Genomic DNA, 24,228 nt, shown 5'->3' on the forward strand with positions numbered 1-24,228 from the left:
TATGCATGCATATTTTTCTGAAATCGAAAAGCTTATCCAGATTGTGAAGGAGCAGGAGGCATCCCATATAGGTGAGGCGGCACAACTCATTGTCCAACGTCTCCAAAAAGGTGGGATAATTCAATTATTTGGTTGTGGTCATTCACAGCTATTGGCACAGGAGGCATTTTATCGAGCAGGTGGTTTAGTACCCGTACGTCCTATATTTATTGAACCTTTAGCTTTACATGCTGGAGCATTAGCTTCTTCAATCAATGAAAAAGATCCAACTATTATTGAACAGCATAAGGAACAGTTTGACTTTCGTGAAAATGATGTTTGCATCGTCATTTCAACCTCAGGGAGAAATGCAGCACCTATTGACGTCGCTTTATTAGCAAAGGACTCAGGGATATTTGTGCTATCCCTCCAGTCACTCCTCTATAAGGAACAGTCTACACGGCATTACAGTGGGCTACGGCTAGAAGATGTGGTAGATTTCGTCATCAATACCCATATACCGATTGGCGATGGTGTACTAAATATACATGAGATGCAGTATGCGCCAGCATCCACTGTTATTGGCTCATTACTATTAAATGCTTTATTCAGTGAAATCATAGAAACGTTAGCAAAGTCCTCCATAGAGTTACCGATATTTGTCAGCAATAATGTTGATTCCGATTGGACGCATAATGAGAAAATGATTGCCAAATATCAACATCGGATTAACTTTACTTGAAAGAAAGGAGGTATGGTAAATGAAGAAAATGTATAAGATTACATCTCCTGAAGGTATTCATGCCAGACCTGCTGCATTACTTGTTACTGCAGTGACACCATTCCAAAATGATATTAAATTAACATACAAAGAAAAATCCGTTAATTTAAAGTCTATTATGGGCGTGATGTCATTAGGTGTTAAACCAGAAAGTGTAGTGGAAATTTCAGCAGAGGGGCCAGATGTGGCAACATTATTTCAAACTGTTACCGAAGTCATGTTGTCTAACGCAATAGGAGAAGAATGGCAAGAGGAATAAAAGATTCTTGCAGTGGTTACGATCATGCCACTGCAACAGAATCTTATAACTAATTGTCTGAATATTGGAAATTAAGAGGTGGTTAAATGGACATTCACATCGTCTCGCCTAATGATTATGGGCAGATTCATCGACTGAGAGACTATTGCTTTCCAAATAAGTATACAGGGGCTCGTCGAGAAGATTTTCATTATTGGATTGAGCAAAGCACGACATTAGGTGCTTATGATCATAATAAAGTTGTTGGTCAGCTTTTAATATTGCCGTTAAATATAACGGTTCATGGAGTTTCTTATAAAATGGGAGGCATCGGCTTTGTTGCAACGTATCCTGAGTATCGACAGCAGGGTATTATCAAAAGGCTTATGACAGAAGCGCTACAAAAAATGCGAGACAATGGACAAACGATTTCAGTATTAGCACCATTTTCTGTGTCCTTCTATCGTTATTTTGGTTGGGAATTATTTTTTGAGAAGCTCCATTATACAATTCCTCAGACGCTTTTTCCCTCTTTAGGGAAACAAGTAGACGTCATGAAAAGAATGAGCTTTGAATGGTTAGATCCTGCACTTTTTCAGATGATTAAAGATTTTCATAATGCACTGGCAATTGTTCAAAATGGTGGCATGGTAAGGGATGAAGGATGGTGGAAAAGAATTGAGAGAAGGAGCCCAGATAGTCACTTTGCAGTCTATTTTCAAGACAATAATATAGAGGGCTATATTCGTTATACGATTCAAGATGGGATATTTACTATCCAAGATTTTGTTGTAGCAAATCACTTAGCCGAACAAGCTATGTGGCGTTATATGACATCTCATGCAGCGAGTGTCAGTAGCATAACTGGGGTTACTAGTAATCATTATCCTTTTGGCTTTTATTTCAAGGAGCCACAATTCAAAAGAGAAGTCAAACAGGATGTGATGATTAGAGTAGTAGACGTTTTCGCATTTATGCAGCAGTATCCGTGGAAGGATATTCAAGAAACATTAACCATTCGTATTGAAGATCCATTTTGTCTCTGGAATGAGCATGTTTATCAAATAAATAAAAATGGTCAGGTCTCAATAATTGAGACAAATTCAGTCTCTGACAAGCATATGCTAACACTACCAATTAATCTTTTTTCTGCGATGATGGTAGGATATCTTTCCGTCAAAGAAACGGTTGTCTATGCTAATCAACCTACGGCAGAAAAAATTATCGAACAGTGGCAACGGGCACTCCCTACTGAAAAGCCAGCATTTTATGAGTATTTTTAGGTAGTGAATAATAAGAAAATTTGAAATTTTTTTGGCTTTTTTTCTGGACTATACCAGTTGAGTATAACCATTAATTTTACGATAAAAATAACGTAGCCCAATTTTGTAAATAACTTGATTAATATAAATTTAATGTAAAATTTATATTGTGGTATATACCAATAGGTGCTATTCTCAAAATAAGTAAGCGATTACACAATCGAAGAAAATAAAAGGAGTGTATCGAATGAAAAACATCATGTTAGTGTGTGTAGCGGGTATGAGTACTAGTTTATTAGTGTCAAAGATGCAAAAAGCAGCTCAAGAGCAAAATATTGAAGCCGATATTTTCGCCATTGCTGAGGGAGAGGTTGAAAAGATCCTAGCGACAAAGAAGGCTGATGTTCTTTTATTAGGCCCACAGGTTCGTTATTTAAAAGGATCCTTTGAAACAAAATATAAGGATAAGGGCTTTCCAATCGATGTGATCAATATGGCGGATTATGGCATGATGAACGGTGAAAATGTCCTGAAACAGGCACTACAACTAATTGGATGAAAGAAGGGCAAAGGGGAATGGAAGATACAGCATTAATGGAGTCCATTATGGGACTGATTGTGCATAGTGGAAATACGAAAAGTGAGTGTATGGAAGCTATTCAACTAGCAAAAAAGGGGCACATTGAGGCAGCAAAAGAAAAAATTAACCTAGCGAATGAGTCATTAATTGATGCACATCATTCTCAAACGGGCTTACTGTCTCAAGAAGCAAGGGGAGAAAAAGTAGAGGTTTCGATGTTATTAATTCATGCGCAAGATCATTTAATGAATGCCATTACTTTTCGCGATTTAGCACAGGAAATGATTGAGCTATATGAACGAATCAAAGGGGAGTAACATCAAATTTTGATGTTATAAATAAAAAGCAAAGGGAGTGTATGTGAGTGTTCCGTTTTTTAGAAGAAAAGTTTGTACCGGTTGCTGCTAGGGTAGGGAATCAGCGTCATTTAGTTGCCATTCGTGACGGATTTATTACGATTATGCCTTTAACGATTGTGGGATCTTTGGCTGTACTTATTAACAATTTGCCTATCGATTTTTATCAAAATGCACTCGATGCCATTTGGAAACATGAGACATGGACTCAATTCGGCGGTAATATTTGGAGTGCTACATTTAATATCATTTCACTGTTACTTGCCTTTACCGTTGCTTATCATCTTGCAAAAAGTTATCAAAAAGATGGGCTGTCTGCTGGGGTCATTAGTCTATCAAGCTATATGACATTTGGAACTTTCGGGGAAGGCGGATTAACCGGCTTAACAACAGGTACCGGTGGAATATTTATTGCTCTGATTGTTGCACTACTTTCTACAGAATTGTTTTGTAGATTGTCTGGCAATCCTAAGCTACTAATTAAAATGCCTACGGGTGTACCACCAGCTGTTGCCAAATCATTTGCTGCGTTACTTCCTGCCATTATTACGATTGGAATATTTGCTATAGTACGTACAATTATTTCAGCAGGTTTTGATATACCTGATATTGTCGGATCCTTCTACTCTGCGGTTCAAGAGCCATTTATGGGTCTAACAAATACATGGCTAGCCGCTTTAATTTTGGCATTTATACCTACATTTTTATGGACACTTGGCGTACATGGAGCAAATATCATCGAACCATTTATGCAAACGATTAATTTACCCGCTATTAACGAAAACGTTGCAGCTATCTCTGCTGGTAAAGTTGCGCCTTACATTGTCAATAAACCATTCTTTGATGCTTTTATTAATATGGGAGGCTCTGGCACGACAATAGCACTTATTATTGCGATTTTCATATTTGCTAGAAAGAATAAGCAATATAATACAGTTGGGAAATTATCTGCAGCACCTGGGATTTTCAATATTAATGAGCCATTACTTTTTGGGTTACCAATTGTATTAAATCCGGTTTTATTCGTACCGTTCATTTTGACACCAATGATAAATGTAACCATCGCATTCTTTGCAACGAAATGGGGCTGGGTGCCAGCTGCTACCGTCTCACCACCATGGACAACACCGCCGATTATTAATGGATTTTTAGCAACTCAATCTTGGCGTGGTGCTGTTTTGAGCATGGCCTTAATTGTCATCGCTGTTTGTATTTATCTGCCATTTATCTCGATGGCAAACCGTATGGCAAGGCAGAATGAGCAAAAAGCTGCTTTAGAGGCACAGAGTGAGGAGTCTGTAGTGGAATCCAGAGGACAAAAAGTAGAAGTATAAGCGTCAAATTAACGGAGGGTTTGAAGTGAAAAGATTAGGAATCTCGCTATATCCGCAGCATAGTACGTTTGAGGAAATGAAGCGCTATGTTCAGCTGGCTCATGACAATGGCTTTGATCGTATTTTTACATGCCTAATGTCATTAAAACAGGATGAGGAGCGTCAAAAGTTACAGCAAATCAATGAATTTGCCCAACGCCTCGGCTTTGACATATCCGCTGATATTGCACCAGGTGTTTTTGAAGATTTAGGGTTAACCTATAGGGATATTGGCTATTTAAAAGAACATTATTATTTGGCAGCCTTACGTTTAGATATGGGGTTTTCAGGTCAGGAAGAAGCGTTGATGTCGCTTGATGCAAGTAATCTAAAAATAGAATTAAACATTAGTAATGGTACGAAGTATGTAGATAATATTCTCTCTTATCAGCCCAATAAGGAGAACATTATTGGCTGTCATAATTTTTATCCAAGACGCTTTACTGGGCTATCTCGTCAGCATTTTTTACAAACGTCTCAACACTTTAAAGCACACAATGTGAGGACAGCAGCGATGATCTCCTCGCAACATGGTCAATTTGGACCTTGGGAGCAAACAGAGCACGGGTTACCTACATTAGAGGAACACCGTCATCTCCCAATCACTGTACAGGCGAAAGATTTATGGCATACGGGGTTAATTGACGATTGTATTATTGGCAATATGTTTGCTTCTGAGGAAGAACTACATGCATTAGGACAATTAAATCGTAATAAGCTTGAGTTAAGGGTTGTCCAGGATGAAGACACGAGCATTTTAGAGGAGACGATTCTTTATAAAGAGCCTCATTTTAATCGAGGTGATGTGTCTGAATACGTGATTCGGAGCACCCAATCCCGTGTGAAATATAAAAATGGAGATTTTCCTGTGCATGATATACGGCCATTAAAAACAGGAGATGTCACGATTGATAATAATTTAGATGTTCGTTATAAGGGAGAGCTACAGATTGTGCTAAAGGACATTCCGAATACGGGATCGAGTAATGTCGTAGCTCGCATTGTGGAGGAAGAACAATTTTTATTGACACATATTCAACCATGGTCAACATTTGGATTTACAAAGTAAAGAAGAGAGAAAAAGAGATTGAGTCATCAATCTCTTTTCTTTATGGTGGTCTTACATATTCCGTAGGCAATTTGGATTTTTTCTTTATATTTTTCTCTTGAACAATAACATGATAAAATGTAAGATAGGTTTTGATTTTATCTTAGTATATAACTAGGTTTACTAATAAAATTTCATAGATGGAGAGTGTCAGGATGTTACATCAATTTTCACGTAACGAGCTCGCAATAGGAACAGAGGGTCTCGAGAAATTAAAAAATACAACGGTTGCCATTCTTGGTGTGGGTGGTGTCGGTTCATTCGCGGCTGAGGCATGTGCACGAAGCGGAATCGGCCGTATTATTCTAGTCGATAAGGACAATGTAGATATCACAAATGTCAACAGACAACTTGTTGCATACTTATCAACAGTTGGTCAATCAAAATCAGCTGTCATGAAAGAGCGTATTGCAGATATTAACCCAGCATGTGAAGTGATTGACATGCACATGTTTTATACGGAAGAAACCTATGAAGAATTTTTTGCACAAGGCATTGATTATGTGATCGATGCAAGTGACACAGTGATGTATAAAATTCATATAATGAAGGAATGCTTAAAGCGTAATATCCCTATTATTTCAAGCATGGGTGCAGCAAATAAAATGGACCCTACTCGCTTCCAAATTGCAGATATTTCAAAAACACATACAGACCCATTGGCTAAAATCATTCGTACAAAGCTACGTAAAGAAGGAATTCATAAAGGTGTTACGGTTGTATTTTCAGATGAAAGTCCAATTGTCGTACGTCCAGATGTTGTCGAACATGTAGGTAAGCCTGATGCAGCAATTCGCAAAGCAAAGATGCCGCCTTCATCTAACGCCTTTGTACCGTCCGTAGCGGGTTTAATTGCAGCAAGCTGGGTAATCAATACCATCCTAAAAGATGTAAAAATTATGCGCGTACAAGGTTAATACCATTTACGTGCTTTGGTAATAGTCAAAAAACAGCATAAATGTTCATATTCGTAGAAGTAGCTGCCTTAATTGTATTTAGAGGTAGCTACTTTTTCTATGTTACAATTAGACCGTTGTAAAAAAGGAGGCGTATACAAATGGAAAAAATTTATCAAATGGAATATAGAGGTTTAAATCTTTTCGACGAGATTAGCACAGTAGAGTTAGCTATTGATGAAGAAAACCAAACTATACATATTTTTGATGTTGGACAGGTTGTCAGCCCCATTTTTAATTTTGATGTATCAGCCTACGAATTGTCAGATGGTTTTTATAAAATGGCTGATGTTCTGCGACATAAAAAAATCTTAACAAATCAACAAGCAGGTAGTGATTTAACATTAAGTGAATGGTTAATTATGAACAATGCTTATTTTTATATACCCCAAAAGCGCATTAAAAAATATGTGTATGGAAGTATTATCGAAATCATCGATCGAGCAAAGGATCCATGGTTATTTGATGAATATGTACAAAGGGTATAATTTTACCAAAATAGTTCCTCTTATGTACATAAAATGCTATTAATTCACGAAATTGTCTTATTTTTTTCATGTCCACACTACTTCATATGGTTTATTGCTATAATTTAAATCATCCATTAGATAATCGATCAGTTTGTTTGGTATGCTTGGTGCTACTCAGTGAATAGCCAGGAAGTTAAACAGCAAATGACATATGGGAGAGTGGGGAAATGGAAATTCAAGTAATTCGTGATCATTTAGATATTGTCAAACTTCAAGAGAAAATGAATGCCATTGTATTTGACTATTTGGATACATCCAACAATTATCCGAAAGCCATGAGAGAATTGAATCCTTTATATATACAAGTCATAACCTATTATAAGGAATATGTTAATCAGCGGGCAGGGGAATTACCAAAAGCAAATACGTATTGGCATTTATTTATCGATTGTTGTGCAAAATTATGCTACTTTTTAGCTGCATCGACCTATTATTCTTCGAATGCTTTACAAAAAACGCCTGAAAAAGTAGAGCATTTATTAAAAATAGCAGCCTATTCCTTACCAAGTATTGAGCAGGAAGAGAATGAGCAATTATTAGAAGATATCATTGCTCTTTTAACTGAAGTGCTAGAGGATGAAGAACAAGCAACAATCATACGCAACGAGGTGCTGTCACAGAAAGGTGAAGTGAAGCAATGTCTTCAACAGTTTAAATTATTTGTTGATCAGGAACTTTCTTCTTAGACCTTAGACAATAATAGACTATCTATTTTCTGAAAATAGCCTATACGTCAAGAATCTACGTAACTAATTGTAAATAAATCAGTTTTTTCTACAATGTTCGATGTGGAAAGAGAGTGATTTACTTGCTTTTTTAGTGGCGTGGATTCTTTTTTTTATTGTGGGGAAAGTAAAAAGACATATTTTCTTGAAAGGTATTTATGTATTTTTGTCGAATTATAGTTAGAAAATTGGTAATATATGTGCTCGCGCTGTAAGAACTTATTGGAAGGGGGCTAAGCAATGATTGTAAATGGAATAGAAATAGATTTGGCGAATTTGGAAAAACCTCTTTTATTAGTTAGTGAGGAAGATGAACTATTATTTCAACAGCTTATCCAACCGACAATTGAACAGGAGCTTATTCAATGTCAATTAGCGCTCTCAACAAGGAAATCTATTTCATTGGTCAAAGATATTTGGTTGGCTATGTATAGAGATCGGGAAAAGCTGTACATCAATAGCGGCCATGCCATGCTTTATCCAATTCGTTTAATTCTTTTTGAACTAGTCACACAAGCAGAATATTTCCAACGCTTGGCAAAAAAATCACGTGGCGATGAATGTCTTTCCCTTATCTATGCAGTGATTCTTTTGCAATTTGTCTTGCAGTGGTTAAAAGATCGATTTAGTGGAAATCAAGAGGTCTATGGTGCATTAAAACGGTTATACAGAGTGTCGGATGATGAATTAAGTACGGACCCCTCCTGTGAAACAAGAGAACAAAAAATTGCACAAGCAATTGCTGTAAAAGCAATTCGCTTTGAGGTAAGAGAAAACAATCAAGAGTTCGCGAGCTTATTGTATCAGTCGTATAATTTAATTGTCTTTTTGCATAGTAAGGCAGATAAAGGAGATGTAAAAGAATCCATTTTGCCATCACTTCGACATTTAGCAGAACCATTAAATTTGTTTTACCAAGAACGCTACACAACAAATAACCCGAGCTTTACAGGTTGATTGCTAGAGCAGCCTATCCTGTTGTTAGATAAAAAGCAAAGTCATTTCAATTCCTTGAGATAGTGACTTTGCTTTTGTGTTTTATTATTTCTTATATTGAAATGATTTGAGTTTGTCGTAGATACTGGCCATGCGTTTTTCCTCACCAGCAATAACAGGCTTGTAGAATTCAGTGCCTACAAGTTCGTCTGGCAAGTATTGCTGGTTTACCCAACCACCAAAAGTACCAATCGGTGTGTTATGAGGATATTGATAGCCAACATGTCCTAAATCTTTGGCACCCTCGTAATGAGCATCTCGCAAATGATGTGGAATATCGCCTGTTTTGCCTTCATGAATAGCCTTAATGGCAGCATCAATTGCCACAATGGCTGAATTGGATTTTGAGGCAAGGCACATTTCGATGACAGCACTTGCAAGTGGGATACGTGCCTCTGGTAATCCAAGTCGTTCGGCTGCTTGAATAGCAGCTAACATATGAGGTCCGACTTCGGGATTAGCCAGACCAATATCCTCATAGGCCATAACAAGGAGGCGTCTGCTGACAGCCACTAAATCGCCTGTTTCCAATAAATGCGCTAAATAATACAGAGCAGCATTGGTATCACTGCCACGCACAGATTTTTGCAGGGCTGATAGTAAATTATAAAAATGTGATCCTTTTTTATCGCCATATACACCAATTCGACTGATGAGATGTTCAATGACATGGTCTGCAGCAATCGTTTGCCCATCCACCTCGTCACTGGCATAATAAATGGATTCAAGCAAAGTTAATGCCTTTCGCGCATCTCCGTTTGCTGCGGCTGCAATTTGTTCAATTTGTGATGGTGTTAAGGCAAAATGATATTTGCCTAGTCCCCGTCTTTCATCAGCTAATGCTTTTTCGATTAATTCGATTAAATTTTCCTTCGTTAAGCGTTTTAGCTGATAAATTTCGCCACAGCGTGAACGAATCGCTGGATTAACATCATGATACGGATTTTCTGTCGTGGCACCAATTAATACAATCGATCCATTTTCTACATGTGGTAACAGCGTATCCTGCTGTAATTTATTGAAGCGATGAATTTCATCCAAAAAAAGAAGCACTTTCCCTGAAATTCTGGCTTCTTGGACAATATCTTCCACATCTTTTTTGCCAGCTCGTGTGGCATTAAGTGCGAAGAAAGGGAGCTTGGAACTTCCTGCAATGGCATTGGCAATGGATGTTTTACCGATTCCAGGTTCTCCATATAGCAACATGGAAGGGACATGTTCATTTTGAATCATTTTATAAAGGGCGGTGTTGGGACCAATGAAATCCTGATGACCAACAATCTCATCAAGGGTTAAAGGTCGCATTCGAAAAGCGAGTGGTTCATTGTGCAAAATAACTTCCCCTTTCAGTCGTTGTCATTTTTTTGCTTCATCCATTTTTTTACGCTAAAATAAAGCACTCATATAGCTTTTGAACGATTTTATATCGCTTTAATTAGTATATCATATCCTTCTAGGTGTATTTCCGAGTTCATCAAGAGGAGATTATGATATACTGTTGGTAGTATTTTGACTAGACTAATTGAGGGTGATAAAATGAAAATTTCAACAAAGGGCCGTTACGGGCTTACAATTATGATTGAACTAGCAAAGCATTATGGAGAAGGACCAATTCCTTTGCGTAAAATTGCTGCGGAAAAGGAGCTTTCAGAAGCATATTTAGAGCAATTAGTATCTCCGCTTCGTAATTCAGGCCTAGTAAAAAGTGTACGTGGTGCTTATGGTGGTTACATGCTAGCTAATCCACCTAGCGAAATTTCAGCGGCCCATGTTATTAGTGTGCTAGAAGGACCTATTCAACCAGTAGAGGGCATTGAAAATGAAGAAGCACCTCAACGTGAGTTATGGCTACGTATTCGCGATGCAGTAAAAAATGTGTTAGATACAACGACCATTGAAGATTTAGCACAATATACAGAAGAAAATGTAGTGGAAGGCTACATGTTCTATATTTAAAATAGTTTAAGCTAAAGCGCTACTCCTGCATTCACTTCATCTTTTAGGGAGATTGTGAACGATTCACATCTCAATAACTATTTTACGATGAGTGATGTGGGTTTTGTGCTTTTATCTCGATTCAGAAATGTTTTTTGTCCTAAAATGAACCACCAAGTACGGAAGACTCCCCTCTCATAGAGGAGCGAGGTATACTTGTATTGATTTTGCAAGCATTAACTGAATCAAGCGAAAGCCTCTGGCGGATGTCACAGAGTTTGAAAAGGGCTTTTCGAGCGAGCTCGAAAAAATCCTGACTTAATTATGCCGAGGTGTAATTGATAAAAAGGAGTTTTCAACATGAATTCATATATCTATCTCGATCATGCGGCCACGTCTCCGATGAATGGCCAAGTAATAGAGGCGATGACGACTGCTATGCAGGAGGTATTTGGCAATGCATCGAGTATTCATAAAGCAGGTCGAGAGGCAAGAAAATATCTAGATGATGCACGTGAGCTATTGGCGAAATCAATTGGTGCGCAAGCAGGGGAAATTATTTTCACAAGTGGTGGCACAGAAGCTGACAATATGGCAATTTTAGGGACTGTCTATGCCCGTGCAAAGGAAGGAAAACACATCATTACAACGCAAGTAGAGCATCATGCAGTATTACATACTTGTGAAAAACTTGAACGTGATGGCTTTGAGGTGACCTATTTACCTGTCGATCAAAGAGGGCGTGTCGCGGTTGAGGATGTCCAAAAAGCCCTTCGTGAAGATACTATTCTAGTGACAATTATGTATGGAAATAATGAAGTTGGAACGATTCAGCCAATTGCGGAAATTGGTGAGCTATTGCGTGAGCATCCTGCCACTTTCCATACAGATGCGGTTCAGGCTTATGGCTTAGAGCGCATTGATGTAAATGAATTACAGGTGGATTTATTGAGTGTATCTGCTCATAAAATCAACGGTCCAAAAGGTGTTGGATTCCTTTATCAAAAATCAGGAACACCGTTAGCAAGTTATGCTCTTGGAGGCGCACAAGAGAAAAAACGTCGTGCAGGTACTGAAAATATACCTGCCATTATTGCTTTTGCGACTGCAGTGCAAGTTGCAAATGAGTTGCGTGAAGAAAAGCGTTCACTATACAATCACTTTAAGCAAATTATGCTTGCTGTTTTTTCACAGCAAAAGCTAGCATTTCATGTAAATGGTGATGAGGTACATTCGTTGCCTCATGTTTTAAATATTAGCTTTGCGGGCATGGAGGTAGAATCGTTTTTAGTGAACCTTGATATGGCAGGTATTTATGTTTCGAGTGGTTCGGCATGTACTGCAGGATCGATTGATCCTTCTCATGTGTTAGTAGCAATGTTTGGACAAAGTGCAGAGGAGCTACGAAACTCCATCCGATTCAGCTTTGGGCAGGGTTTAACGGAAAAGGATATTCGAGATGCGGCAGAAAAAACGGCTCAAATTGTGAAAAAGCTAGCTAAAAAATAATTTGCAAAATACCAATGTTATGTTTCGGTAGAATATTGAAACATAAACTGTAATTAGATAAAAGAAAAGGTGACCACAATGAAAGAAACACGTGACCCCTCACAAATTCGAGTTGTTGTCGGCATGTCAGGTGGGGTAGATTCATCGGTGGCGGCATACTTGTTAAAACAACAAGGATATGAAGTAATCGGGATCTTTATGAAAAACTGGGATGATACGGATGAAAACGGTGTTTGTACAGCAACGGAAGATTATGACGATGTGATAAAAGTATGTAATCAAATTGATATCCCATACTATGCTGTCAATTTCGAGAAACAATATTGGGATAAAGTTTTCACATACTTTTTAGAAGAATATAAAGCAGGGCGTACACCAAATCCTGATGTTATGTGCAATAAAGAAATTAAATTTAAAGCATTTTTAGAGCATGCCATGAACCTTGGTGCTGATTATTTAGCGACAGGTCACTATGCACGAATTGATCGTAGTGGTGATGGTGAAGTTAGAATGTTACGTGGCGTTGATGATAATAAAGATCAAACATACTTTTTAAATCAATTATCACAAGAGCAATTGGCGCATGTAATGTTCCCAATTGGTGATATAGAGAAAAAAGAAGTACGAAAAATTGCAGAAGAAGCAGGACTTGCTACGGCCAAGAAAAAAGATTCAACAGGCATTTGCTTTATCGGTGAACGTAATTTCAAAGAGTTCTTAAGTCAATATTTACCAGCTCAACCTGGGAAAATGGAAACAATGGATGGCGTTGAAATGGGCCAACACGATGGTTTAATGTACTATACACTTGGTCAACGACACGGGCTTGGTATTGGTGGGGACGGCGAGCCTTGGTTTGTGCTAGGAAAAGATTTAGCGCGTAATGTTCTACTTGTCGGACAAGGCTTTGACAATGAATATTCGTATTCAACATCATTAACAGCAGTGAAAATGAACTATACTTCGACAAAAAAATTGCCTGGGAAATTTTCTTGCACAGCAAAATTCCGTTATCGTCAAACCGATACACCAGTAGAAGTTGAAATTTTACCAGATGGGCGTGCCCATATTACCTTTGCAGAGCCTGTCCGTGCTATCACTCCAGGACAAGCTGTTGTTCTTTACGATGGAGAAGAATGTATGGGTGGCGGAACAATTGACGAAGTCTTTAAAAGTAATGAAAAACTAACATATGTTGGATAAATTGCGTTAAGACTGCTTTTATGGCCTCTTGGCTTCCTAAAAGCAGTCTTTCGCTACATAGAGGTGAAGAATAAATGAATTATAATGAACAGGGCATCCAAGCATTTCAAGAAAAACGTTATGAGGATGCTGCTCAACTATTTACAAAAGCAATTGAGGCAGAGCCTGAAAATGCTCTTGGCTATGTAAATTTCGGCAATTTATTAGCCGTATTAGAGGATACTGAACGTGCAGAACGTTTCTTCCAAAAGGCAATTACTGTGGATGAATCAGCAGCTACAGCCTATTACGGTCTAGCCAATTTATATTACAATGCTGAACGCTATGCTGAGGCTGTGAAGCTATATGAGCAAGCGCTAAAACATCATATTGAAGGTGCCGATGTCTATTATATGATGGGGAAATGCTTTGAACGTATGGATAACACAAAATTGGCATTACCTTATTTACAACGTGCTGTAGAAATTGCTCCAGAGGATACACAGATTCGTTTAGCCTATGCGATCGTACTATGTGCATTAGAAATGTTTGAGGAAGGGAAGAAGGAACTGGATCTCTTGATTGAACAGGATTGGAATAATGCAGATGCACATTATAATTTAGGTGTACTATATGCCGTGTCCACTGAACAAACAGAAGATGCAATGTATCATTTGAAACAAGCCTTTACATTACAACCTGAATATGACCAAGCGCGTTATATTTACGATATGATTGCTCAACGATTTAACTGATTAGATAATAAGCAGCGAGTGAATGTTGATTTACATTCTTGCTGCTTTTTTATTGATTTTATCTAGTAAAACAGAAAAACATCGTTTATTTTTTCATAAATTGAATCCCTTCTCTTTTATTTCTAGTTCAAACTTGGTAATGTATGTCATGCAGGAAAGGAAAAGGTGACAGAATGAATAAAGTATTTATGGCACTATTACTTGTAACAGCACTTGCTGCAATTGAAGGAACGATTGTAAGTACTGCTATCCCAAGTATTACGGCTGATTTATTAGGTGTAGACTTAATAAGCTGGATCTATTCCGCTTATTTACTAGCCTCAGCCATTGCGGCGATTATTTTTGGTAAATTAGCCGATTTATTTGGCCGTAAACGAATGATTATTACAGGTATCATTATTTTTTTAGTAGGTTCTATGTTATGTGGTTTAGCTCAATCCATGGAGCAATTAATTGTTTTTCGAGCAATTCAAGGTATTGGCGCAGGTTCAATTTTGCCCATCACATTAACAATGGTTGGTGAATTGTTTAAGACTGAAAAAGAGCGTGCCAAAGGACAAAGCTATTTAAGTATGGTATGGGGCGTTTCTGGTGTTGTAGGTCCATTATTTGGAGGGTTTATTGTTGACCAAGTATCTTGGCATTTTATTTTCTTCATTAATGTACCGTTTGGTTTAGCCTCTATTTATTTAATTGCTAAACATTATAAAGAACAACTAGAGGCAGTGAAGCGTAAAATTGACTACCTAGGTGCAGTATTTTTTACAATTGGCATGGTTGCGTTACTGTTTGTGATTATCGAAAACAGTAAAACACAAACTTGGTTATCAGGTCAATCGCTGCTAATGTACGGTGTTGCCCTTGTATTCTTAAGTATTTTTATCTGGGTGGAGTTGCGAGCAGAGGAGCCAATTATTCCGTTAACACTGTTTAAAAATGGACGACTAATGGTCATTAATGCATTAACTTTAAGCGGCATGTCTATTGTCATTGGTGTGACGGTTTATATTCCAATATTTGCCCAAAGTGTTTTAGGCAAAAATGCAACGCAGGCTGGTTTATTATTAACACCAATGTCTATTTTTTGGACGGTGAACTCGATTATGGCAGGTTATTTAATCGGTCGTTTAACAAATAAACGCATTATCCAAATGGGTACGATTTTACTTGTTACGGGTACATTATTGTTGGCAAGACTATCTTCCGGTTCTAGTGATTTCAGCGTTTATTTCGCTTCATCATTAATTGGACTAGGGATGGGCTTTATTATGCCGATGTTGATGATCTCTATACAAAAGGTGGCAGATCCGAAGCAACTTGGTATATCAATTGGTTTGAACTCCTTTACGAATACATTTAGCCAAGCGATTGGGGCAGCACTATTTGGTATGATTTTCAACCTAGCAACGAGTGAAAAAATGGCTTCATTAGGAAAGGGTGAAATTCAATTAAATGGTGAATTTGCAAAAGGTGGCTTTAATTTAGAAGAAGTAAGCTTTTTAAAGGACACTATTGCGAATGGCGTCAGTTATGTATATATAGCTACCTTTATTTTTGCTATTTGTGCTCTGATTTTCTCCTTTTTTGTAGCAACGAAATCCATAAGGAAGTCGCAATAGCGAATAAACAGTAAAATCCACCTCACATTCTGTGGTTAAGCAGTGTGAGGTGGATTTTTCATTTGATAACCAAGTCTAAGCATGGATTTACTTTTTGAATAGAGCATCATCCATTATTTTATTGCCAGGTAGTTCCGTTAAGTATTTCGCTAGATGTGCGATTGGGGTACTGTCTAGCAATGAAGGTTCGGCTTCATTTTCTTTTAAAATATTGATTTCCTTGTTCAGTCGCTCCATTTTTCGATCTAATTCAGCTGCTTGTAGGGCAGCTTCCTTTAATTCATGTCGAATATGCTCAGGTACTTCTTTATTGTACTTATAATAAATTTTGTGTTCTAAGCTTGCCCAGAAATCCATTGCAATTGTACGAATTTGAATCTCTGTATAGACCTTTTCCATATGGTCTGACATAAAAATAGGGATTTTAATGATGAGATGTAAGCTTTGGTAGCCATTTTCTTTTGGATTGGCTATATAATCCTTCACCTCAACAACTTCCATGTCATGCTGTGCTTGTAACATGGCGCTTACCTTGTAAATATCCTCCACGAAGGAACAGGTGATGCGAGCACCAGCAATATCACGAATATTTTCACGAACAGCCTCTATTGATGGAGAAAGCTCTTTTTTCATCATCTTCGTTAAAATACTTTTCGGTGATTTTACACGTGTAGAAATATGTTCAATTGGATTATATTCATGAATTAACTTAAATTCTTCTTGTAATATATTAATTTTCGTCTCCACTTCCTGTAGAGCAAATTTGTAAGCTAAAAAGAAGCGTGTTAATTCAGTTTGAAATGATTTTAAAGTGTTTACTTCTAGTTCAGTTTTCATCGTTTGTAAATCCTTTCTTTTTCGGTTTGTTCGATTTTTATTTTTGTATGGCTGTGATGGCAATGAGATAGCCGATAATTGGCGAAATTCCATAGCCATATCAGCCACTAAAAATAATTTGATCCACATCTAGGACTGGAGCTAAATAAAGGCTAATATAAGTAGTGAAATGTACTGTCATTTCGAATTTACTATAGCTCTCCATAATATAATGGTGGATAAACATGCAAACCCAGTGATTTGCGCTATATTTGGTTGCATTAATAATATACCTTCAATTGAGGAACATGAATCCTATCATACATGATAAATGTTTATTTATTGAAAGCATCCATAAATAAACAATTAATATAGGCAAAATAAAACTAGCCAGATAAAAATGAATCGGACCTAAAGTTATCTATCAATGAACACCCTCTATACCATTAAACCAAAAGGGCATAATGCGTAAAATGATTAAAACAGATAGGATAGAAAGAGGGCTTACATCTAAAGATTTAAGGGTAGTTTTTGTTGAAATAACATAGCAAAAACTAATACCTGAACATTTTCTGTATTCAAAATAAAGCCTATGCCATGAGAGATCATGGTGAGAGCATCCCTATAAGAAGGGTGGAAGCATAAAAAATAATGTAGGAAATGTTGAGTATGTAGTTTAGTGATAGAACCCCCCTATGGTTTATGCTATATAATATATAACTCACATGACAATGAAAAGGTTTCGGTAATAGGGGAAAGGAATTATGCAGAAGGGGGTTTGAGGGTAAAACAAGGGAAGCTTTCCGTCCCTTGTTTTAACTAATTATTTCAGCATTTAAGTTATAACGTTTATTAAACTCATCAACGAAAACTTGTAGATCAATATAGGTTCCGATATAAGGCTCTGTTTCTTGATCGCGTAAGAACCCACATGTTGCCTTTAGTGATTTTGAAAATTCCAATAGCATTTGTTCGTTGTCAAGCTGCACATGAATCGCAAGAGAATGATCTTTTTTATTCACTTTAAAATACTTACCATCTATGATTCTCTCTAAATTTGTTTCGTGAAATGGAAAAACATAATCCTTATAAATAAGCTTCACAAGATCCCGCCTTTTTTACAATATTCTACTACATCTGTATAAGGTAAATTGCCCCCAAAAATAGAGAGCGCACTTCCTATTGTTACATGAAGTTTTCCATTGGCTAATTGATTAAACTTTTCTAAGTCTTCAATTGAACGAACGCCGCCTGCATAGGTAGTCGGAATAGATGTCCAGGCAGCTAAATCCTGTACCAAGCTTTCCTGCATGCCACCCTTTTTTCCTTCAACATCGACAGCATGTATTAACAGTTCATCACAAAAATCTTCAATATAGGCAATGGACGCTGCATTGACTTCGAAATGACTAAATGTAGTCCATTTATCTGTCATGACAAACCACTTCCCGTCACGCATCTTACAGCTGAGATCGATGACGAGGTGCTCTTTACCTATTAATTGATTTAAATGCTTTAAACGAGCTAAATCGAGCTGACCATCATGGAAAATATAGGATGTGACAATGACATGCGAAGCACCTGCGTCAATATACTTTTGGGCATTGTCAGACGTGATGCCCCCACCAATTTGTAAGCCTTGAGGATAGGCTGTTAAAGCGGATAGGGCAGCATCTTCATTACCTGAACCGAGCATGATAACGTGTCCACCTGTTAAACGATCTTGGGCAAACATTTGTGCATAGTAGCTAGCGTCATGCTGAGAAATAAAGTTTTCTACAACTGCTTGATTCGTATACCCTAAAGTACTCCCTACAATTTGCTTTACTTTGCCATCGTGTAAATCGATGCAAGGTCTAAATTCCAATAATTTCACAATCCTTCCGTGCAACTAATTCTTCTTAATCATAGCATGGAATGGAGGATAAAGGCAGAGAATTGTCATTTGTCAAAATAATGTAAAAATAATAAAGCGAATATATATTTGTCTGCGATATTTTCATGAGGCTATGGTAAAATAAAAAGATTGAAAACTATAGAAAGGACGGACCGAACATGACAGATCATTTAGATTTATTTGAACTTAATAAATTTTTTATACTCGGACGTCCGATCGTCTCTATCTTTCATAATGCGCAAAATATGTATTCGATTGTACGTGTGAAAATTCAAGAGACGAATTTGCAATATGAAGATAAAGAAATTATTGTTGTTGGTTATTTTCCCCCACTACAAATGGATGAGCAATATCGATTTACAGGTATTTTAAAACAGCATCCTAAATATGGTGCTCAATTTCAAATTGAGACATTTACGAAAGAGGTACCTGCCACCGAGCAAGGAATTATTCATTATTTATCTAGTGACCTATTCGTTGGAATCGGGAAAAAAACAGCTGAAACGATTGTTGAAAAACTAGGTGCTAATGCACTCCGTGTTATTTTAGAAGATCCAAGTGCTCTCGATGCTGTTCCGCGGCTATCCGCTGAAAAAAAAGAAGTTATTCATCGCACTATTGAGCAAAACTTGGGCTTAGAACGGGTCATGATACAATTGAATGAGTGGGGATTTGGTCCACAGCTTGGGATGAAAATTTATCAAACCTATCGAACAGAAGCCATTGAATTACTGACAGAAAATCCATACCGCTTGATTGAAGATGTGGAAGGGGTTGGTTTCTTTCGAGCCGATGAGCTAGGTGCGAAATTAGGTATAACCGGTAAACATCCTGATCGTGTCAAAGCAGCGATTTTACATATTTTAAATACAGCGGCTTTATCGGATGGACATGTCTATCTAGATGCAGAACATGTTTTACCGCTCGTTAAGGAAATGCTTGAACAAAGCCAACGACAGGAGATACCGTTCGAGGACATTTCTCAAGCCTGTATTGATTTGCGTGAAGAAGGCAAAATTTGTGGTGAAGAGACAAGGTTATATTTGCCATCACTCTATTTTTCAGAGGTAGGGATTGCATCGAAAATCTTATCGCTTATCGAGCGGAATAATAAGGCTGAACATTTTAGTAAAGATGAAATTCGAAAAGCCATTGGAGAAACAGAGGAGTTACTCAATGTTACCTATGCAGAAACACAAGCGAATGCCATTGAACAGGCTTTAAATTCAGCTGTTATGATTTTAACGGGTGGTCCTGGTACGGGGAAAACCACTGTTGTACGGGGAGTCGTGGAAGTTTATGCAAAGCTTCATGGCCTATCCTTAAATCCAAAAGAGTATGCCCAAAAAGAGGAGCCATTTCCGATCATTCTTTGTGCGCCGACTGGACGTGCTGCTAAACGATTAGCTGAATCAACAGAGCTTCCAGCGATGACCATCCATCGACTGCTTGGCTTTACAGGGCAAGAAAAAGAGGAAGAGACAGAGCGGGAAGTGACAGGGAAGCTGATTATTGTGGATGAAATGTCCATGGTTGATACATGGCTAGCCCATCAATTATTAAAAGCTTTACATGAAGATGTCCAGGTTGTCTTTGTAGGAGATCAGGATCAGCTCCCACCAGTGGGTCCAGGACAGGTGTTAAAGGATTTATTAGCATCCAAGCAGCTACCAACTGTTGAGCTAACAGATGTTTACCGACAAGCAGAGGGCTCAACGATTATTGAACTTGCCCATCAAATAAAAAAAGGAACGATTCCAAAAGAGTTAACAGCTAAAACTTCTGATCGTTCGTTTATTAAGGCTTCAGCCGATCAAGTTGCCAACGTTGTTACACAGGTTGTCAAAAGTGCTGTCGCAAAAGGTCAGGAAATCCGTAATATTCAAGTGTTGGCGCCTATGTATAAAGGACCAGCTGGTATAGATAATTTAAATAAAATGATTCAAGAGCTTATTAACCCAAATGATACTGGAACACGAAAAGAGCTGGTCTTTGGGGATGTAACCTATCGAATAAAAGATAAAGTCCTTCAATTAGTCAATCAACCTGAAAGCAATGTCTTTAACGGAGATATGGGTGAGGTCATTAGTATTATTAAGGCAAAAGAGACGGTAGAAAAACAAGATTTACTGATTGTATCCTTTGATGGCATTGAAGTGACCTATCAACGAAGCGATCTCAATCAATTGACACTAGCTTATTGTTGCTCCATTCATAAATCTCAAGGCTCTGAGTTTCAAACGGTCATTATGCCTGTCGTTAGAGGGTATTCCAAAATGCTGCGTCGTAATCTATTATACACAGGGATTACACGTGCAAAAAACTTTTTGATTTTATGTGGGGAACCAGATGTGCTTGCGGATGGTTTACAACGTACAGATGATCTACAGCGTTTCACCTCTTTACGTGCAAGACTTAACCCAATGGAAATTGTTGAAGAACTTGTGGAAGTCGAGGCAGTTTCTTTAGAAAATGAAGGGATGCAGGAGCCTGTTTCCATTGAACAAAAGCTAACAGTAGAAACAGCCCCTTATATTCATCCAATGATTGGTATGAATGATGTCTCTCCATATGATTTTTTAGATGACTAAAATAAATATCTATCTATAAGTACCCGATTAGACTGTCTAATCGGGTTTTTCTAATTGATCATATCGTCACCTAATATTTGGACATTTCATATACTAGATAAGTACAAAAACATAGGGAATGTATAGGGGTGACAGAATGCCAATAATGACAGGGCAGCAGTATATTGAACGAATTGATGCTTTAAAAACGTATATTTCGCTAGATGGGAAAGTCGTAACAGGAAAGGTGTCAGAACATCCTGCCTTTAAAGGAATTATGCATAGTCAAGCGAAACTTTTTGATTTACAACATCAAGAGGCACTTCTTGAAAAAATGACCTATGAATCGCCAACTAGTAAACAGAGAGTTGGCATGTCCTTTCTTCAAGTAATGACGCCAGAAGATCTTGTGAAAAGGCGCCATGCAGCAAGGGAATGGGCATTATCTTCCCATGGCTTTATGGGAAGAAGTCCTGATTATATGAATACAACATTAATGGCCCTGGCATCAGCAGCAGACTTTTTAAAAGAAAAGCCAAATTGTTTTCCAGAGCATTTGCTAAAGTTTTATGAGTATGCTCGCGAGAATGATATTACGATGACACATACCTTTATCGAACCACAGGTGAATCGCAAGCGCTATTACTATGAGGATGAAGAAGTGACCATTGCTGCTAAAATCATTGGGAAAACAAGTGAGGGCTTAGTCATTAAAGGGGCAAGATTACTAGCGACACAGGGTGGCATAACAGATGAGCTTCTTGTTTTATCTACAAATGGCTATGATGAAGGAAAGGGATTTGGCTTTTCTATACCGAGTAATACGAAGGGGTTAAAATTTTTATGTCGACAGTCTTTTGTAGGTGGACCTTCTACTTTTGATCATCCTTTGAGTGCTCGTTTTGAAGAAATGGATGCGATCGTTGTATTTGATGATGTAGTTGTTCCATGGGAGCGCGTTTTTTATTATGAAAATGTCGACGTGGCAAATCAATTTATGAATGTCAGTGGCTTCCAGGCTTATGGTTTACATCAAGTGTTGTCTCGCCAAATTGCCAAGACTGAATTTGTACTAGGGGTTGTACAATCGATTGTGGACACTATTAATATCGGTGACTACCAACATGTACAACAAAAAGTAGTGGACGTAATTGTACCATTAGAAACGATGAAAGCATTGTTAATCAAATCAGAAGTGGATGCACATAGGGATATGTTTGGCTTTATTCGACCAGATCTCTCAACATTACAAGTGGCTATTCAAATTTTCCCGAAAGTATATCCAACTTTTACGGAAATTATCCAGCAACTAGGGGCAAGTGGCTTGATGTCCATACCAACTGAACATGCATTTGCAGCAGATGAGGGTGACCTTGAACATTATTTGCAATCATTCAAAGATAAAGGTGAGGAGCGAGTAAAGAAATTCCGTTTAGCTTGGGATTTAACGATGAGTAGTTTTGGCACAAGGCAAACATTGTACGAACGCTTTTTCTTTGGTGATCCTGTGCGTTTATCTAGCCTTCTCTATCAATCTTATCAACGAGAGCATTTAGTGCAACGAGTGGAAGACTTTTTAAAAAATGATTGATTGACAGTTTTGAGGCAATCCGCTATGATGTGTAGGAACAAAAAAATAACATCCCTTCGTTAGGTGAGGCTCCTATGCTGGAGATACGCTACTACCCAAAAATGTCGAGAGACGCCAATGGGTCAACAGAAATCATCGAAATAAGGTGTTTTTTAACGTAGCTGGACATATTCCTATGCCGCATAGTGCTAAAACTCAACGTTTGAAGGTAACAAGCATGCAATGTTTTTAATTGCTATTTTTTGATATGTGTATTCAACACGCCTTCATTCGTAGAAGGCGTGTTTTTGTTATGAAAGGAAGGTGATGAGAAATGGATAGTAGTCCTGAACCGAATAAGTATCCTTTAGGCAAACGGAAACACATAAAAAGTCATCGATTTCTGATCACCAACGCAAACAAAAGGTGATAAAGGATGACCTTTTGTTTCCCTCAATAACAAAACACGAGGTAAAATGCAATGATTAAAATCCACTATTATAATAGCGGCAGCAAGACAGTCCAACATGATTTCAATATGATGGATTTCCAACTTCCTATTCATAACGGAGACTTATTATGGGTAGATTTATATGCGTATAGTTATAATGAATTGAATAATATAGCAGATGTATTTGGCTTTCATCCACTAGCTGTGGAGGATTGCTTACATGAGGGCTCACGTCCGAAAATGGATAGTTATGGTGATTATAAATTTTTTGTGCTTCATGCACCAATCTATAATGAAAAAAGTAACAATGAAATTACAACCGTTGAATTAAATATTTTCATGGGTCCAAACTATATTGTGACTGTGCATAAACAAAAGTTGCAATGGCTAGGCAACATGGAGAATGTTTGTATCAATAGTCCAAAATATTTGGAAAAGGGTACTGATTTTTTATTGCATACCATTATTGATGGAATTACAGACGAATACTTCCCCGTATTAGAACGAATTCGAGCACGTATAGATGAACTGGAAGAAGAGATTTATGATTATCAACCAAAAGTGGTGACTGAGGAATTTCTTGCACTGAAGCGGACAATCATTTTAATTCGTCAGGCCATAATGCCACAAAGAAGAATTTTTTCAACAACCAATGGCCAGTGGAAATTTGATATTCAAGAAGAAAATATTCCATTCTATAAAGATTTGAATGACCATCTAGAACGGATTGTCGACTCTACAGAGACTTACCGCGATTTAGTTAACAGCACGCTTGATACGTATTTTTCAATAATCAGTGGTAAATCTATTGAAAAGCTGAATTTATTAACGGTCATTTCGACAATTATGTTGCCGCTATCTGTAATTACTAGCTTTTTTGGTATGAATGTACCTTTACCTTATCAGGATTCACCCTATACAACTATTGCTATCAGCGCCTTTTTAGTCATTTTCACGTGGGGTATGTGGGCATATTTCAAAAAAATGATTGCTTAGTTTGTGTTAGTCATACTAGTACTAATTGACAGCGCAATAGATTT

At 37.6% G+C, this 24,228-nt stretch carries 23 protein-coding genes and 1 riboswitch; of the genes, 19 read left to right on the forward strand and 4 right to left on the reverse strand.

What is annotated here, in order from left to right; genetic code table 11:
* Position 1 precedes the first annotated feature (1 nt).
* The 11 genes from V1L66_RS07550 to V1L66_RS07600 all read left to right on the forward strand — a co-directional run bounded on the left by V1L66_RS07550 (position 2) and on the right by V1L66_RS07600 (position 8,845).
* Positions 2-721, forward strand: coding sequence for an SIS domain-containing protein (locus V1L66_RS07550; RefSeq protein WP_333004803.1), 720 nt, complete (start codon positions 2-4; stop codon positions 719-721).
* Between the two features lie 19 nt (positions 722-740).
* Complete coding sequence (locus V1L66_RS07555) at positions 741-1,019, forward strand: HPr family phosphocarrier protein (protein WP_258859809.1); 279 nt, start codon at positions 741-743, stop codon at positions 1,017-1,019.
* A gap of 86 nt (positions 1,020-1,105) precedes the next feature.
* The gene (eis, locus tag V1L66_RS07560) at positions 1,106-2,281 is read left to right on the forward strand and encodes an enhanced intracellular survival protein Eis (protein WP_258859810.1); all 1,176 of its coding nucleotides are present in this window, start codon (positions 1,106-1,108) and stop codon (positions 2,279-2,281) included.
* A 226-nt stretch (positions 2,282-2,507) separates the two neighbouring features.
* Positions 2,508-2,819 (forward strand): PTS sugar transporter subunit IIB, encoded by a 312-nt coding sequence (locus V1L66_RS07565; RefSeq protein ID WP_016991624.1) that lies wholly within the window; start codon positions 2,508-2,510, stop codon positions 2,817-2,819.
* A 17-nt stretch (positions 2,820-2,836) separates the two neighbouring features.
* Positions 2,837-3,157 carry a PTS lactose/cellobiose transporter subunit IIA gene (locus tag V1L66_RS07570; protein ID WP_016991623.1) on the forward strand — a complete coding sequence of 107 codons (321 nt, stop codon included), beginning with the start codon at positions 2,837-2,839 and terminating at the stop codon, positions 3,155-3,157.
* Positions 3,158-3,204: 47 nt separating this feature from the next.
* Positions 3,205-4,530: a PTS sugar transporter subunit IIC gene (locus V1L66_RS07575; RefSeq protein WP_016991622.1), complete on the forward strand. Its 1,326-nt coding sequence runs from the start codon at positions 3,205-3,207 to the stop codon at positions 4,528-4,530.
* A gap of 25 nt (positions 4,531-4,555) precedes the next feature.
* Positions 4,556-5,638, forward strand: a complete 1,083-nt coding sequence (locus tag V1L66_RS07580) for a MupG family TIM beta-alpha barrel fold protein (RefSeq protein WP_333004801.1) — start codon at positions 4,556-4,558, stop codon at positions 5,636-5,638.
* A gap of 194 nt (positions 5,639-5,832) precedes the next feature.
* Positions 5,833-6,594: a tRNA threonylcarbamoyladenosine dehydratase gene (locus tag V1L66_RS07585; RefSeq protein ID WP_333004800.1), complete on the forward strand. Its 762-nt coding sequence runs from the start codon at positions 5,833-5,835 to the stop codon at positions 6,592-6,594.
* A gap of 140 nt (positions 6,595-6,734) precedes the next feature.
* Positions 6,735-7,121: a hypothetical protein gene (locus tag V1L66_RS07590; protein ID WP_333004799.1), complete on the forward strand. Its 387-nt coding sequence runs from the start codon at positions 6,735-6,737 to the stop codon at positions 7,119-7,121.
* Between the two features lie 209 nt (positions 7,122-7,330).
* Positions 7,331-7,849, forward strand: coding sequence for a hypothetical protein (locus V1L66_RS07595; RefSeq protein ID WP_333004798.1), 519 nt, complete (start codon positions 7,331-7,333; stop codon positions 7,847-7,849).
* 279 nt (positions 7,850-8,128) lie between these two features.
* The gene (locus tag V1L66_RS07600; RefSeq protein WP_016991618.1) at positions 8,129-8,845 is read left to right on the forward strand and encodes a hypothetical protein; all 717 of its coding nucleotides are present in this window, start codon (positions 8,129-8,131) and stop codon (positions 8,843-8,845) included.
* Positions 8,846-8,929: 84 nt separating this feature from the next.
* On the opposite strand, the gene V1L66_RS07605 is transcribed toward V1L66_RS07600, so the two are convergent.
* Positions 8,930-10,216 carry a replication-associated recombination protein A gene (locus tag V1L66_RS07605; protein ID WP_016991617.1) on the reverse strand — a complete coding sequence of 429 codons (1,287 nt, stop codon included), beginning with the start codon at positions 10,214-10,216 and terminating at the stop codon, positions 8,930-8,932.
* 204 nt (positions 10,217-10,420) lie between these two features.
* On the opposite strand from V1L66_RS07605, the gene cymR reads away from it, so the two are divergent.
* The 5 genes from cymR (at position 10,421) to V1L66_RS07630 (ending at position 15,884) form a co-directional block, all read left to right on the forward strand.
* Positions 10,421-10,840 (forward strand): cysteine metabolism transcriptional regulator CymR, encoded by a 420-nt coding sequence (gene cymR / locus V1L66_RS07610; RefSeq protein WP_004226809.1) that lies wholly within the window; start codon positions 10,421-10,423, stop codon positions 10,838-10,840.
* 339 nt (positions 10,841-11,179) lie between these two features.
* Positions 11,180-12,328 (forward strand): cysteine desulfurase family protein, encoded by a 1,149-nt coding sequence (locus V1L66_RS07615; protein ID WP_016991616.1) that lies wholly within the window; start codon positions 11,180-11,182, stop codon positions 12,326-12,328.
* A 78-nt stretch (positions 12,329-12,406) separates the two neighbouring features.
* On the forward strand, positions 12,407-13,531 hold the full coding sequence (mnmA, locus tag V1L66_RS07620; RefSeq protein WP_333004795.1) for a tRNA 2-thiouridine(34) synthase MnmA: 1,125 nt from the start codon (positions 12,407-12,409) through the stop codon (positions 13,529-13,531).
* Positions 13,532-13,605: 74 nt separating this feature from the next.
* Entirely contained in the window at positions 13,606-14,265 is a 660-nt protein-coding gene (locus V1L66_RS07625) for a lipopolysaccharide assembly protein LapB (protein ID WP_016991615.1), read from the forward strand.
* A gap of 173 nt (positions 14,266-14,438) precedes the next feature.
* Positions 14,439-15,884: an MDR family MFS transporter gene (locus tag V1L66_RS07630; RefSeq protein WP_016991614.1), complete on the forward strand. Its 1,446-nt coding sequence runs from the start codon at positions 14,439-14,441 to the stop codon at positions 15,882-15,884.
* Positions 15,885-15,971: 87 nt separating this feature from the next.
* On the opposite strand, the gene V1L66_RS07635 is transcribed toward V1L66_RS07630, so the two are convergent.
* The 3 genes from V1L66_RS07635 to hisA form a co-directional block, all read right to left on the reverse strand.
* A complete protein-coding gene (locus V1L66_RS07635) occupies positions 15,972-16,721 on the reverse strand; it encodes a GTP pyrophosphokinase family protein (RefSeq protein ID WP_333004885.1) in 750 nt (249 codons plus the stop codon).
* A gap of 794 nt (positions 16,722-17,515) precedes the next feature.
* Entirely contained in the window at positions 17,516-17,803 is a 288-nt protein-coding gene (locus V1L66_RS07640; protein WP_016991611.1) for a hypothetical protein, read from the reverse strand.
* The gene (gene hisA, locus V1L66_RS07645; protein WP_036076247.1) at positions 17,800-18,567 is read right to left on the reverse strand and encodes a phosphoribosylformimino-5-aminoimidazole carboxamide ribotide isomerase; all 768 of its coding nucleotides are present in this window, start codon (positions 18,565-18,567) and stop codon (positions 17,800-17,802) included. Before hisA ends, V1L66_RS07640 begins: the two co-directional genes overlap by 4 nt.
* A gap of 188 nt (positions 18,568-18,755) precedes the next feature.
* On the opposite strand from hisA, the gene V1L66_RS07650 reads away from it, so the two are divergent.
* The 3 genes from V1L66_RS07650 (at position 18,756) to V1L66_RS07660 (ending at position 24,184) form a co-directional block, all read left to right on the forward strand.
* Positions 18,756-21,188 carry an ATP-dependent RecD-like DNA helicase gene (locus V1L66_RS07650; protein WP_333004791.1) on the forward strand — a complete coding sequence of 811 codons (2,433 nt, stop codon included), beginning with the start codon at positions 18,756-18,758 and terminating at the stop codon, positions 21,186-21,188.
* Positions 21,189-21,324: 136 nt separating this feature from the next.
* Positions 21,325-22,758, forward strand: a complete 1,434-nt coding sequence (gene hpaB / locus V1L66_RS07655; protein WP_333004788.1) for a 4-hydroxyphenylacetate 3-monooxygenase, oxygenase component — start codon at positions 21,325-21,327, stop codon at positions 22,756-22,758.
* 48 nt (positions 22,759-22,806) lie between these two features.
* Positions 22,807-22,972: riboswitch (M-box (ykoK) riboswitch) on the forward strand.
* A gap of 246 nt (positions 22,973-23,218) precedes the next feature.
* On the forward strand, positions 23,219-24,184 hold the full coding sequence (locus V1L66_RS07660; protein ID WP_016994168.1) for a magnesium transporter CorA family protein: 966 nt from the start codon (positions 23,219-23,221) through the stop codon (positions 24,182-24,184).
* Positions 24,185-24,228 lie beyond the last annotated feature (44 nt).

This window comes from Lysinibacillus sp. IITD104 (genome assembly GCF_036698265.2).
GTDB lineage: Bacteria > Bacillota > Bacilli > Bacillales_A > Planococcaceae > Lysinibacillus > Lysinibacillus boronitolerans.